The organism is Deltaproteobacteria bacterium (assembly GCA_016874775.1).
In the GTDB taxonomy this organism is placed as follows: Bacteria; Desulfobacterota; Binatia; order Bin18; family Bin18; genus VGTJ01.
Window position 1 is genome coordinate 1 of record VGTJ01000175.1, and the last position, 12,199, is coordinate 12,199.

Genomic DNA, 12,199 nt, shown 5'->3' on the forward strand with positions numbered 1-12,199 from the left:
CGGCCTGAAAGGCACGGCGCTTGGCACCGCGCATCTGCGCTGCGGCTAAGCGCAAATCGGCAATCTGTTGCCCACTAATTTGTTGAGCACTTGGACTGGTGAAATCTTTCCTGAACACCCTAGCCCCCCCACCTCTCCCTACGTTATCTGTCTCTCCGCTATCGTACCTCACTCGCTCGGCTTTGGGTATCTTCTTTTCTCAAAATCACCTGAGTATCGCAACGGCCGAAAACACAACCCTCCCATTGGAAGAACACAATGGTGCTGTAGGGGAATCTCTTGATCGTCAACCGGAGACAATCAATGCCCAAAATGAGAGTGGCAGTCTTGAGAAGATTCGTGAGATTCTTTTCGGGGCACACATGCAAGCCGTGGAAAGCCGTTTTTTGCGCTTGGAAGATCGTCTGACAAAGCTGTCTGCTGATCTTCGCGATGATTTAAACAGAGGGTTGGCTTCACTCGAAACTTCCGTCAAGAAAGAGGTCGAAGCTCTCAATGATCGTTTTCTTACAGAGTCGAGTGAGCGGGGCGGAGCTGTGAAGACTCTCTCGTTGGAATTGAAAGCGTTGAGTGATTTCTCTTGGCAAAAGCTCAGCCAGCTCGAAGAACAAGGGACGAAAAACCTCAGAGAATTACAGCTTCAATTCGACGATCGAGCGAAAGCGCTCAGTGAAGACATTCGTTTGAAGCACAACGAACTGACGGCATTAGTAGAACAAGCAGTGAAGGACTTGCAATCATACAGGAGTGATCGGGTTTCTCTTGCTGCGCTGTTCAATGAAGTTGCGGCGCGTATCAACAACGAGGTCCGCCGCCCAGACAGCGAGTAAGTCGCTGGTGATAGGCAGGGTGCGCGCGGACACTGCGACTAGGCTCTGTGTCTGTGAGGAGAGACCGTGAAACAACCGAATGGGGAAGTTCCATCTGTATTTTCCGTGAATCCTGCGCTTGAGGTATCCCGGCCTTCTCCTGCTTCACTTCCTACCCAGGAGAATGAGCTTTCTGAGTTACGTACGCTCTTACTCGGGGCTGAGATTGCTCAAGTCGCAGAACTTCGTGAGCGAATCGATAAAGGACGGATTCGTGCCGAAGAGGTGAGCCAGGTTCTTCCTGAAGCGATTCTTGCCCGTGCGCGGTTGCGAGACAAGCAATTGACCAGTGTCCTTACTCCTACGATCGAAGCTGCAATTTCTGCCTCGGTGAAAAGGAACCCGCAACCCCTTACTGATGCGATTACCCCGCTACTCGGCCCCGCTGTTCGTCAAGCGCTAGGGGCTGCTTTGGGCCATTGGCTGCAACAGATCAGCCAGACAATCAAACGCTGGATATCGTTCAGAAGCCTTCGCTGGCGTTTTGAATCATGGCGTACTGGACGACCGTTTGCCGAAATCGCCCTCAACCACACACTATTGTATCGTGTGGAACAAGTATTCCTGGTACATAAAAAAACCGGGCAACTCCTTCAGTATGTTGGAATGACAACAGAGGGGATGCAAGATGCCGACATGGTGACAAGCATGTTGGCGGCCATCAAGAGCTTTATCCAGGACCCGGTGAGTACGACGAAAGATGATACGCTTGAGAGTTTTCAAATCGGCGAACTCACAGTTGATGTTGAGCAGGGGCGAGAGGCGTATTTAGCTGCGGTAATTCGCGGCACTCCTCCGCGCCGCATCCGGCGTTTTTTCCTTGACGCGCTGGAGACAATTCACTTGGAGTGTGCTCGAGAGCTCGATGGCTTTCGTGGCGACACGACACCATTCGTTGCGTGTCGGCCACACTTAGAAGAGTGTCTTCAGGTGCAGACGGATACGCAACCCAAACGAAGCCGACGCAGTCATCCGTGGGTATCGCGGTTGGTGCTTCTTGGGGTTGGTGCTGCTCTTGGATGGTGGGGGTATCTGATCCTGCAGGACCGCTGGGACTGGTCTGCGTACCTGGAGCGGCTGAACGCTGAACCTGGGGTGGTTGTTCTTACGAGCGAAAAGCATCGCGGGAAGTGGTTTGTGACCGGACTTCGTGATCCATTAGCTGCGAATCCTGAGCTCTTGCTCCAACAAGCAGGGATCGACCCAGGAAAGGTTGTGAGTCGATGGGAACCGTATCAAACGTTGCATCCGCAGTTTGTTCTTCTACGTGCGAAAGCGATACTTGTACCGCCTGAGAGCATCTCATTGCAATATGACAATGGCATTCTGACCGCTGCGGGAACTGCTTCTCGTCAATGGGTCGATGATGCACGACGTTTGGCACGTGCTATTCCTGGCGTCACGAATTTTATTGAGACGGTCAAAGAAGCGGGAAGCAGCGACGCTGCACCTCGAGAAGTGTCGCCTAGAGGAACAGGAACAGCAAAAAATGTTACTCCGAGTAATGCACAAGAGGCTCAACGCGCAGAGCTGGCTATGGCAAGAGAGCGACTGGAGCGGCAGACTGTACAGTTTCTTGTCGATACGCTTGATCTGATGTCCAGCCAGGAGTCTACGTTGAAAGAGATTGCTGGGACGATACGCATTCTGCTCGCTGCGGCACAGTTTGTGGGGCAGCCGGTAAAGATTGACGTGATTGGACATGCCGACGCAAATGGTGCGCCGTTAGGAGACCAAGTCCTTGGGCTGACTCGCGCAGAACGGGTGATCGCAGAACTTTCTCGCAATGGGTTAACGCAAAGCGACCTGGCAGTTCTGAAAGCCCGTGTCGATGACCTTGTCCCAGGACAGGAAACATCAGGAGCAACGTTACAGGGAAAAGTCTCATTCCGTGTGAGGGTGCTCGATAAGCCCTAGCGATGTTTCGTTAGTCGCTCAACTGGCCGTAAATCGTCTGCAATTTCGAATGGACTTCGCGGAAGACCGCCAAGAGTTGCGGATCAAAGTGCTCTGGCATGGTCCGGCCATCACCCTGCAAGATGATGTCGCAGGTCTGTTCATGTGTGAATGCCGCTTTGTAGGGCCGTCTGCTGCGCAGGGCGTCATACTGGTCGGCTAACATCACAATCCGCCCAGCTAGAGGAATGTCTTCGCCGCACAGCCCTTGCGGATAGCCAGAGCCGTTCCATCGCTCATGGTGGGTTAAGGCAATTTGGCCTGCGAGTTCTAAGAGCGGAGAGGGCGCACCTTTAAGAAGGCTGGCGCCAAGTGCCGCATGATTGCGCATGACTTTCCATTCGTCATCATCAAGCGGTCCCATTTTCAGCAGAATGACGTCAGGGACACCGATTTTCCCCACATCATGCATGGGGGCTGCTGCCGCTATCAGGTCAGCTTCGGGTGCAGGCAGTCCCAAGTGCTGTGCTATGATTTTGGTGTAATGGCTGAGGCGTTCAATATGCGCAGCGCTTTCATCATCCTATAGCGCATCGCGCGGGTGAGGCGCAGTAAACTTTCATAATGCGCTTGTTCTAATTCGTGACTCTTGCGTTTTTCTGCTTCGTACGAAGTTCGCAAATCTTTGGCAAACGCTTGCAGTTGCAATGTGGCAGCGTGCAAAGCCCGCGCGTGTTCCCGCTCGCGGACCCAAACACGGCGCAGGTCTTTTGCGTATAAAGTTAATTGCGCTTGCGCTTCGCGGAGTTGCAACTGTAATTGAGCGACATACTGTTCGTGAGCGAGATCCATAAAAATTCCTGCTATCAGGAGGACAGCCAGTCTTTCTGTGGTGTCATTAACCGGTTACGACGAGAGGAGTGGAACGCTGACAGTAAACGTGGCCCCTTTGCCAGGGCCAGGGCTTGTTGCCTGAATCGTTCCTCCGTACGCTTCGGTTATGACACTGGCAAGGGAAAGGCTCAAACCAGAACCACGAGAATGATTTCGCGTATTCGCAATCGTGAACGGACGAAACACTTCACGGGCGAGTTCAGGAGGAAATCCTTGTCCTTGATCTGTGACGGTAAGCACCGCCTGTCCATTGAACGATTGTAAGTGCACCTGAATATGCTGAGGGGAGTGAGAAAATTTGATCGCGTTATCAAGCAATGTCTGTATGATACTGATCCAGTGGGTTATGGCTCCCCGAACGTGACAGGACGTGTCGAGGCCAGCAACAGAAAACTCACCTTGGGAAGCGTCGAACGCTGGGAGCTGGCGAATAACATACGTCACGGCGCGAGCAAGGTCAGTGGAAACGGTAAGATCCGCTCGACTTGCCGCGAGCCAATTGAAATACTCAAGACCCTTTTCAATAAACTGATGTAACCGTTCGTAGCCGCGACGAATGATAGCAATCACTTCACGTTGGTCTTTCGGGTCAGCTTGTGGATCGAGAATATCGACTGCACTGATCGTATTGAGCGGTGTTCGCAGCTCATGTGAGATAAATGCGAGAAAATCGATCTTTAGCCGATCGAGAATCTGTAAGCGAGAGTTTGCCTCAGAGAGTTCCTCGGCTTTCTCAGAGAGTTCTTGTGCCTTGCTGTAGGCTGCAGCAGCGCTCTGGCGCAGATCACGGACATATAATGCGAGTTGAGAACTCGACATGTTCAGTTGTTGCTGAATCTCGACGGTTGGCTCTAAAAGATCGGTTGCGGATGGAGACGTGGGTAACTGTCCTAGGAACTCATGCTGAGTTTTCCACACGTCCTGGATTTTCTGCAGCAGGTCCAGAGGACTAAAGGGTTTGACGAGATGCGCGTGTACGCCAATATCCCGTCCTTGTGCACGGTCGGCTTCTTGTCCTCTCGCCGTCAGCATGATGACCGGAATATGAGCGGTTTCTGGGTCTTGGTGGAGAAGGCGGGCGACTTCTATGCCTGAGAGTCCAGGCATCATCCAATCAAGCACGAGCAGGTCAGGTCGTTCATTGCGTGCCAATTTCAGGGCCGCAAGCCCATCCTCGGCCTCAAGAATACGATACATAGGGTCATCAAGCGTAATGCGAGCGAGCATCCGCAGGTTTGCTTCGTCATCCGCAAGGAGAATAGTTTTCATGCCCCCCCCAGGAAAATCTATGTTGGGCTTCTCTACTAGTATGCTGCGAAGTGACACGAACACGCAAGTGGCAAAGGCGTATTCAAGCAACCATTCCCACCTTTTGGGCACTTTGACCCCCAATTTTGCCCGGTGTCATGTCTCCCAGTGTGGAGACACGACCAGCAGTCGTTTATTTATTGGAGCGCAGCTTCTACTTTTTCTAGTAATTCCAAAGGGCTAAAAGGCTTGACGAGGTAGGCGTATGCTCCCCAGCTCTGCCCTTGTTCCTTATCTGCTGACTGACCTTTTGCGGTGAGCATGATGATAGGAATGTCGGACGTGCTTGGGTCCTGCCGCAGCAGCAGCGCAACTTCTATCCCCGTGAGGCCAGGCATCATCCAATCGAGGACCAAGAGATCAGGATGTTCGGCGCGAGCGAGGGACAGTGCGGTTGTTCCGTCAGCAGCTTCAATGATACGATAATCAGGATCATCCAAGGTGATACGTGCCAACATCCGCAGATTTGCTTCATCATCTGCAAGAAGTAGGGTTTTCATGATGCCTCCGTCACTTCTCGCTGTCTCAATAGCGTACTCTTCTCTTGTTGTGAGTATCGGAGCAAGGACAGAAATTTTTAGTTCCATAAAGTTAAGTCTCGTAGGTAGAGTTGTATTTAGGCAATAATGTTTTATTCTTATGCGACAGGGGCAAGGTGGACCTGCTGGCATCCATTTGTATGTTAGCCATAAGGTAGGGAGTTGGCAGAACGGGTGCCGGAATCTTGCGGGAGTCTGCTCGCCAGGGTGAGGAAAGGAATGCGGCTCCGCAATCGATGCATTAAAGGAAATGAACTATGAGACCGACGCGTCTTGATCCTTCTAAAATTATTCGCCGACCTGCGGCAAGCAAGACTGCTGATAACCCGCGGATGGCGGAAGGAACCCCGTCTCACGGACAGCTCCCTCCGACTACGCCGATAAGCGCTCGTTCAGGTCCAGAGAGTGGAGTTGTCGTGATCCGGCGCAAAGGAAAGCCGATTCCACCAGTAACGGCAGTTCCGCGAGGGCAAGCTGTCGCGCCTCCTCGTCGTGGAGGGCGGAAAGTAGTGAAAAAAGCGCCACCGCCACCGCCTCCACCGGCGTTGTATCGGGTAATTATGGAGCGGTGGCCCATCGTGTTCCCAGCGCACCCTGAGGCGATACGCCCCTTAACCGTCGGTATTCATGAGCTTTTGGAGAAGCAGTTTCCAGATCGTTCACCTGAGCAGATTCGTCGAGCAATTGCTCAATGGCGTTATCCGCGCTTGGGAGCGTATCTCCGGGCGGTAGCGCGCGGCGGAGCACGCTACGACCTCGACGGTAATCCCTGCGGAGACATTACCGAGAGTGAGAAGGAAAATGCACGGCAACGATTACAGGAGTGGCGTGCCAAGCGGAAAGCTCAGGCTGCTGCGGCGGCAGCGATGTCGTCTCCTGATAAAAGCGTTCCGGAGCTGACGCCGATGCCTCTTCCTGAGGCGACGAGTGGAGAATTCTAATCATCAGAGGGGCGATGTCCAACGTCGTGCCGGGCCGGCTTAGAATCTCGCGATTACCTTCTCGCTGAACTCGCGCACAAACTCACCGAATGTATCGGTCGCCGGGAGAAAGGCGACCTGTTTCACTCCAGCACGCTCTAAAGCATGAAGTCGTTCTAACAGCTCTTCAGGCATGGCAGTCATGGTCGTGGCTCGCACGACGTCGGGAGTGACAAAGCGTTCCTCTTCAGGCTGGAGATATAAACCGTGCCCGTCGTGGAGTGTCAGGTAATAGCGATCACCGAGGCGACGTTTCTGCTCATCGATGAATGTTTGATAGTGCGAGAAGATTGGCCGAATCGCATCTGGGGCTGCAGTTGGATTTTGTACTCGCTCATACAGTGCGTGCATCGCCAACATGGCCCATGGTCCCGCAGCCATTTTCACTCTTGGTGAATCGTAGCCTTCCCCAGCTCGTAGCAAGCAGGAGGTGGTGAGCAGCGTCGTATACAGCGAGTTGGGATTCCTGCCTGCTTGCTCTGCGCCCTGTCGGACCTGCGCCCAGGTCTGCTGCCAACCTTCAAGTGAATTTGTCCGTGACGTAATGAATCCGTCGCCGATTTCTCCGGCAAGGTGCATTGCCTGCGGAGCATTGGCGGCAACATGAATAGCAACGGCATCGCGTGTATTCATGAAGCCCTGTCCCTGATGGAAGAACTTCACGGCACGGCGGTCCGTGCCGTGCTGGAAGTCGACCTCCGCTCCATGTAACAAACTCCGAATGACACGAATCTCTTCACGAAAGTCTTTCAGTGGCCGTGGAGCCATACCCATCGCCCGCCACGCGCTATTGCCGGTACCAATGCCGAGAATGACACGACCAGGGGCAAGCTCATTCAGTGTGGCTATGGAATTTGCCGTGACCGGTGGTATGCGAGTGCCTACGACTGACACCCCGGTCCCGAGTTTGATCCGTTTCGTCTGGTGAGCAATGAGGCCGAGACACAGGTAGGGGTCACCAGCCATCATTTGTGTATCGCTTACCCACACCTGTGAGAAGCCACACTCTTCCGCGAGTTTCGCATCTTGCGCACAGCGACCGGGCTTGGCCAACACACATACGCCAAAGTCCATACTCCCCTCCTGCTGATTGGTAGGTTGCCCCTAACGGCTTGCACTGGCGATGTCAATCAGGTAAGCAGCGCTCAGTCATTGGCAAAGTATGGGAAACGCGAGCAAAATTCTTGGTTGTGGGACTTTTATGGCGGTACTGGGATTTATGGGTGCGATGACAGAAAAGGAGTTGCACGATGCATGAAGGTACCGACCGTACTGGAACCTCAGACACTACAGATACTGCGGTATCGCCGCAGCCTAGTGATATTCGTCTGTTTCGCGCTGGAGTCGTGGCCGGAGTACTCGCGTTTATTGGCTTTCTCGGAACAGTGAAAGACATCAATGTTCTGCTCAGCCCAGGGGAGCGTGGTGACCTCACTTGGGGTTTTCTCTCTGTACGTTACACAAGTCTCAGTCGAGTGTGGTTTGGCTATCGCTTCGTAGGGGAGGATGCCTGGAAAGCTGCATTTCCCCACTTGCTTCTGTATGCTGGTGCGATGATTGGGCTCATTGGGATGCGTCGGTGGGGGTGGTATATGGCATTTGCGTATTTGGTGTACGTGCCAGTGTCTGAGTGGACGTATATGGTGTTCTACCCACTCGGGTACCTCACGGGAAACCCATATCCGGACGTGATCCGCACAAGTGAGTGGATCTTTTTAGCGATCAGTTTTCCGCTCGAGCTCTTGGCGATTGGGTTGTTGTGGTGGTATCGCGATGTGTTCGTGCGTTGAAAGGAGACCGACGAGTGCCTGGCTATCAAGATAAATTTGTCACGGTGAACGGTTTACGGCTGCATTATCTAGATTGGGGAACTGAAGGAAAGCCTCCGCTCGTGCTTCTGCATGGTGGTTCAGCCTATGCCCATTGGTGGGACTTTGTTGCTCCTGACCTCGCAACGGATTTTCATGTGTATGCTCCCGATCAACGTGGGCATGGTGATAGCGACCACACGCGGCCACCGGCGTACGCGACTCGTCACTATGTGAGTGATTTGCGCGAGTTTATGCTTGCACTGGGGTTGCAGAAGCCCGTGCTGATGGGGCACTCGATGGGTGGGCACAACTCGGTCATTTTTGCCACGCAGTATGCGCAGGATTTGCGTGCGCTGATTTTAGTCGATACTGATGCGACCTACCCCGAGGCTGCGGTCGAGTTTCTCCGCAAGTTAGGTGAGAAGCCAGCAAAAGAGTTTGATTCATTTGCAATGGCAGTGAGCCGTTTTCGCGTATTACCGGCCGAGTCCGTGATGTCGACGGAACGGCTACATTACATCGCGTCCTTCGCTTTCAAAGAACGGTCAGATGGGAAATGGGTGTCGAAGCTTGACCGTAACACGTTGTTCCGTGAACCAGTCGATGGGCTACCGCTACTGGGACAGATTACGTGTCCCACACTCGTTGTGCGAGCGGAGAATACACCGGTACTATCGGACCGGAAGGTCGAACGACTCGTGGGTGGTCTTCCCCATGCCCGCTGGACCGAGGTGAAGAACTCTTATCATCATGTGATGCTCGATAACCCTGACGGATTGGTGAAGGTCGTGCAGGAGTTTTTAACAACCCAGGCTATAGGTTAAAGGCTTCAGGCTCCAAGGGGGACATTCGTCCCAGCGCATGGCGTAGCATCACAAACAACTACGGAAGAGTTTTCCCTAAAGCCTAAAGCCTTTTTAGATGATTTCCTGTGTTCTGAGTTGCTCGATCTGGTCCCACGTATACCCAGCATCAACGAGTACTTCCTCTGTGTGTTGCCCCAATTCTGGTGCCCAATCGCCGGGCGCGGCTGGTGTCTCACTCAGAGAGATTGGGTTGCCAATCGATTTCGTTGGCCCCCATTCCGGGTGATTGACGATACGGAGATAGCCATTGGCGTAGAGCTGGTCATAGTTCGCAACGTCGGCATAGCTGTTGACCGGACCAAAACGTTGGTCAGCCGCCTTCATGCGTTTGCACCACTCGGCAGTCCTACGGGTCGCGAATAGTGGATCGAGAACGGCTAGAAGCGCAGCCATGTTGACCGCGCGTAACTGGAGATTTGCGAAACGCGGATCGTGCTCAAGCTCTGGACGTTCAATGGCGCGTACGAACGCCGGCCATTCGTTGTCATTCACTCCAGCGATAACCATATAGCCGTCGGCAGTGCGAAACACGCGATAAAGAATGGGGAGCGCCGCATGGCCACGATTGGCCCGACCTGGAGTGACACCACCAAGGAGCTGATATGACAATTCTCCTGCTTGAGCCCAGATCTGCCCGCCAATGAGTGAAGCGTCGACTCGCTGTCCACGACCAGTGTGTGTACGAGCAAAGAGTGCAGCAAGAATACCAATACAGAGATTCTGCCCTCCTGCACTATCACCAATGACTGCGCCAACTGGTGAAGGAAACTCATTGTCTTGGCCGATTGTTGAGATGAGCCCTCCCATCGCTTGTGCCACGAGGTCGACTCCAGGACGTTCCGCATCTGGACCTTTGGGGCCGAGTGCGGAGGCGGTTGCATAAATCAGGCGTGGATTGATCGCAACACACGCTTCGTATCCTAGGCCGAGGCGGTCGAGGACGCCTGGGCGAAATGAACTCATCATGACATCCGCTTTTTCGAGCAGTTTGTGGGCGATCGCGAGTCCTTGTGGGCGAGTGATGTCGAGGGTCACGCTGCGCTTGCCGCGATTGAGGGCATAAAAGTACCCACTGCGTCGATCACTGGTAGAGATAGGAATACCGCGGGCAATATCACCAGACCTACGTTGTTCAACCTTGATCACATCAGCGCCGAGGTCGGCCAACATGACGGCACACTGCGGACCTTGCACGACAATCGAAAAATCGAGCACGCGGATACCTGTCAGGCAACCAGCCATAGACAAAGGCCTCCTTCCTCCAACGAGTGTTTCCCGGCCTTACCGGCCTTTCGGTGCAAACACAAGGGGACCGCGAGCAAGCGTGCGGCTCGACGCCTCACAGGTTGAGCCGGACAAAAAAGCAACCCCCCTTGGGTTCTGGCGTAGGAGGGGGGCGGATTTGCCTTAAGGCAAGCTCGTACGATACAAAGTAGGGGGGAATCAATCTGTTAGCGAGGGCGGGCAGCGCATGCTCCTCTGCTCCCGTGTTCCTGTCCTGCAGTTTAAGTGATGGGCCAGCTTGCCGATTGATGGAGGACAGAGAGGCTATACGGTGGGGATATCGAGGAGATTATGTCCGGACGCATGCGACAGATAGTGAATTTTCCTGCCCGTTTCGTTTTCCGCTGGAACCAACTCGTTCTCACAGCTACGTTTGTGGTCCTTGCGGCCAGTCCTGCGTGGACACAGGGAAAGATCTACACCTGGACCGATAAGAATGGGGTGACGCACTTTTCTGATTCCGTTAGCTCGCCTCAGGATTTTGGTCGAGCTAAGACGCTGGCTACGCAGCCTCGCTCATCCATGCAAAAGGGCAAAGGGAGCGACGAGATCCCGCTTGTCACCTTTGCTGACCGTCCATCGCAAAAGTTTGTTCGCGCACAGCTTGATGGGGGCTGCGGAACCCGTGATGTGTTGATGCTGGTCGATACTGGTGCGCAAATTTCTCTTGTGGACCAAGAGACTGCGAAAGAACTCGAACTCGAACATGTCGAAGAAGCAACTCTGCGAGGAGTAAACGGTGTCACTAAGAGTTGGATTGGTCGTCTGCCGACCCTGCGGTTAGGAGATGAGGAAATAACCGACTTGCGCGTGTTAGTTGGCCCTCAACCTGGACTTGTCTTGCTTGGCATGGATGTCCTCGATCGACTGAAATTATCTGTTGGCCCGCAGAGCCTACACCGCAGATAACGTTGCATCCCCACTGTCGCATTCGTTTGGCACGAACGAGCCTGGTATCCCCAGGCTCGTTTCATTTGAGCTTTTCGACTTACGACGGGGTATTCCCAACGTCATCGCAAGGGAAGAAAGACTAACGGCGCCAGGGTGAGCAAAGCATATGTCAGGAGCAACGTCACGACCAACGTGAAACGGGTCTCTGATCGAGGAAATCCGCAATACATGACTGTCGCAATGGTGACGACGTTGAGGGAGCCAGTGAGGAGGAAGAGGGCAACAAGATCATGTGGCATATGTGCGTTATCGCGCGAATCATCGAAAGTGGCAAGGCTCAATTTTGACCAGAGAAAAGGACCCTTGTGAAAGCGAAGACTTTTGGCGCAAGTAACGGTTTGTGATTGACCTGGAAAATAACAGCGACAGCACTGCCCCTCTTGTGCGTTCCACTTCATCGTTGCGGCTGGCGTTTTTTACTGCGGAAAAGGAATCCATGCACCTGCTGTCAGGTGAGTCGAGTAACTAACTCCAAGTGACTTATCCTCCGGCGACAGGTGGAACCCGTCCTACCGATCACGCGGACTCGGACCAAGGAACATTCGTACAGTTGGGGTAGGGGGTGCTGTGCGCACGATGCGCTTGCCAGCGTTGATTCCCGTGCGCACGGCGCACGCTACGGTCTCTCCGGTGACCACCTAAAGTATACTAAGGCGGTGGCAGGAAACAACTTACCGCAATAGTGATTGACCGGAGTGGAGAGCCTCTGCACAAGAGCAGGGATGAGAGACGAGACCATTGTGTGCTGGCTTCGGTCTAAGTATCGAAGTCTGGTCGAAGAGCTGGATGAACGCGGGCGAC

The 12,199-nt window shown here is 53.7% G+C and carries 13 protein-coding genes; 6 read left to right on the forward strand and 7 right to left on the reverse strand.

Annotation, left to right across the window (positions count from 1 at the left end; all coding sequences use genetic code 11):
• Positions 1-245: 245 nt before the first annotated feature.
• Entirely contained in the window at positions 246-830 is a 585-nt protein-coding gene (locus FJ147_23130; GenBank protein ID MBM4258782.1) for a hypothetical protein, read from the forward strand.
• Between the two features lie 66 nt (positions 831-896).
• Entirely contained in the window at positions 897-2,786 is a 1,890-nt protein-coding gene (locus FJ147_23135; GenBank protein ID MBM4258783.1) for a hypothetical protein, read from the forward strand.
• A gap of 10 nt (positions 2,787-2,796) precedes the next feature.
• On the opposite strand, the gene FJ147_23140 is transcribed toward FJ147_23135, so the two are convergent.
• The 4 genes from FJ147_23140 to FJ147_23155 form a co-directional block, all read right to left on the reverse strand.
• Positions 2,797-3,327 carry an HD domain-containing protein gene (locus FJ147_23140; protein ID MBM4258784.1) on the reverse strand — a complete coding sequence of 177 codons (531 nt, stop codon included), beginning with the start codon at positions 3,325-3,327 and terminating at the stop codon, positions 2,797-2,799.
• The gene (locus FJ147_23145) at positions 3,294-3,617 is read right to left on the reverse strand and encodes a hypothetical protein (protein MBM4258785.1); all 324 of its coding nucleotides are present in this window, start codon (positions 3,615-3,617) and stop codon (positions 3,294-3,296) included. The genes FJ147_23140 and FJ147_23145 overlap by 34 nt, the downstream gene beginning before the upstream one ends.
• 54 nt (positions 3,618-3,671) lie before the next feature.
• A complete protein-coding gene (locus FJ147_23150; protein ID MBM4258786.1) occupies positions 3,672-4,928 on the reverse strand; it encodes a response regulator in 1,257 nt (418 codons plus the stop codon).
• A gap of 176 nt (positions 4,929-5,104) precedes the next feature.
• A complete protein-coding gene (locus FJ147_23155) occupies positions 5,105-5,467 on the reverse strand; it encodes a response regulator (protein ID MBM4258787.1) in 363 nt (120 codons plus the stop codon).
• A 296-nt stretch (positions 5,468-5,763) separates the two neighbouring features.
• Between FJ147_23155 and FJ147_23160 the strand changes: the two genes are divergently transcribed.
• Positions 5,764-6,447: a hypothetical protein gene (locus tag FJ147_23160; GenBank protein ID MBM4258788.1), complete on the forward strand. Its 684-nt coding sequence runs from the start codon at positions 5,764-5,766 to the stop codon at positions 6,445-6,447.
• A 39-nt stretch (positions 6,448-6,486) separates the two neighbouring features.
• Here the strand turns inward: FJ147_23160 and FJ147_23165 are convergent, their stop codons facing one another.
• A complete protein-coding gene (locus FJ147_23165) occupies positions 6,487-7,560 on the reverse strand; it encodes an LLM class flavin-dependent oxidoreductase (protein ID MBM4258789.1) in 1,074 nt (357 codons plus the stop codon).
• A gap of 176 nt (positions 7,561-7,736) precedes the next feature.
• On the opposite strand from FJ147_23165, the gene FJ147_23170 reads away from it, so the two are divergent.
• Positions 7,737-8,276 (forward strand): hypothetical protein, encoded by a 540-nt coding sequence (locus FJ147_23170; GenBank protein ID MBM4258790.1) that lies wholly within the window; start codon positions 7,737-7,739, stop codon positions 8,274-8,276.
• Positions 8,192-9,121 carry an alpha/beta hydrolase gene (locus tag FJ147_23175; protein ID MBM4258791.1) on the forward strand — a complete coding sequence of 310 codons (930 nt, stop codon included), beginning with the start codon at positions 8,192-8,194 and terminating at the stop codon, positions 9,119-9,121. Before FJ147_23170 ends, FJ147_23175 begins: the two co-directional genes overlap by 85 nt.
• Positions 9,122-9,214: 93 nt before the next feature.
• Here FJ147_23175 and FJ147_23180 read toward each other — a convergent pair whose 3' ends face one another.
• Positions 9,215-10,405 carry a CoA transferase gene (locus tag FJ147_23180; protein MBM4258792.1) on the reverse strand — a complete coding sequence of 397 codons (1,191 nt, stop codon included), beginning with the start codon at positions 10,403-10,405 and terminating at the stop codon, positions 9,215-9,217.
• A gap of 333 nt (positions 10,406-10,738) precedes the next feature.
• On the opposite strand from FJ147_23180, the gene FJ147_23185 reads away from it, so the two are divergent.
• Entirely contained in the window at positions 10,739-11,356 is a 618-nt protein-coding gene (locus FJ147_23185) for a DUF4124 domain-containing protein (GenBank protein ID MBM4258793.1), read from the forward strand.
• Positions 11,357-11,457: 101 nt separating this feature from the next.
• On the opposite strand, the gene FJ147_23190 is transcribed toward FJ147_23185, so the two are convergent.
• Positions 11,458-11,637, reverse strand: a complete 180-nt coding sequence (locus FJ147_23190) for a hypothetical protein (protein MBM4258794.1) — start codon at positions 11,635-11,637, stop codon at positions 11,458-11,460.
• Positions 11,638-12,199: the final 562 nt, after the last annotated feature.

What these genes read in the sequence shown, in the direction of transcription:
- FJ147_23185 (MBM4258793.1), top strand. Translation starts at nt 10,739, where the DNA reads ATGTCCGGACGCATGCGACAGATAGTGAATTTTCCTGCCCGTTTCGTT.
- FJ147_23155 (MBM4258787.1), bottom strand. Translation starts at nt 5,467, where the DNA reads ATGAAAACCCTACTTCTTGCAGATGATGAAGCAAATCTGCGGATGTTG.
- FJ147_23160 (MBM4258788.1), top strand. Translation starts at nt 5,764, where the DNA reads ATGAGACCGACGCGTCTTGATCCTTCTAAAATTATTCGCCGACCTGCG.
- FJ147_23190 (MBM4258794.1), bottom strand. Translation starts at nt 11,637, where the DNA reads ATGCCACATGATCTTGTTGCCCTCTTCCTCCTCACTGGCTCCCTCAAC.
- FJ147_23165 (MBM4258789.1), bottom strand. Translation starts at nt 7,560, where the DNA reads ATGGACTTTGGCGTATGTGTGTTGGCCAAGCCCGGTCGCTGTGCGCAA.
- FJ147_23180 (MBM4258792.1), bottom strand. Translation starts at nt 10,405, where the DNA reads ATGGCTGGTTGCCTGACAGGTATCCGCGTGCTCGATTTTTCGATTGTC.
- FJ147_23145 (MBM4258785.1), bottom strand. Translation starts at nt 3,617, where the DNA reads ATGGATCTCGCTCACGAACAGTATGTCGCTCAATTACAGTTGCAACTC.
- FJ147_23150 (MBM4258786.1), bottom strand. Translation starts at nt 4,928, where the DNA reads ATGAAAACTATTCTCCTTGCGGATGACGAAGCAAACCTGCGGATGCTC.
- FJ147_23170 (MBM4258790.1), top strand. Translation starts at nt 7,737, where the DNA reads ATGCATGAAGGTACCGACCGTACTGGAACCTCAGACACTACAGATACT.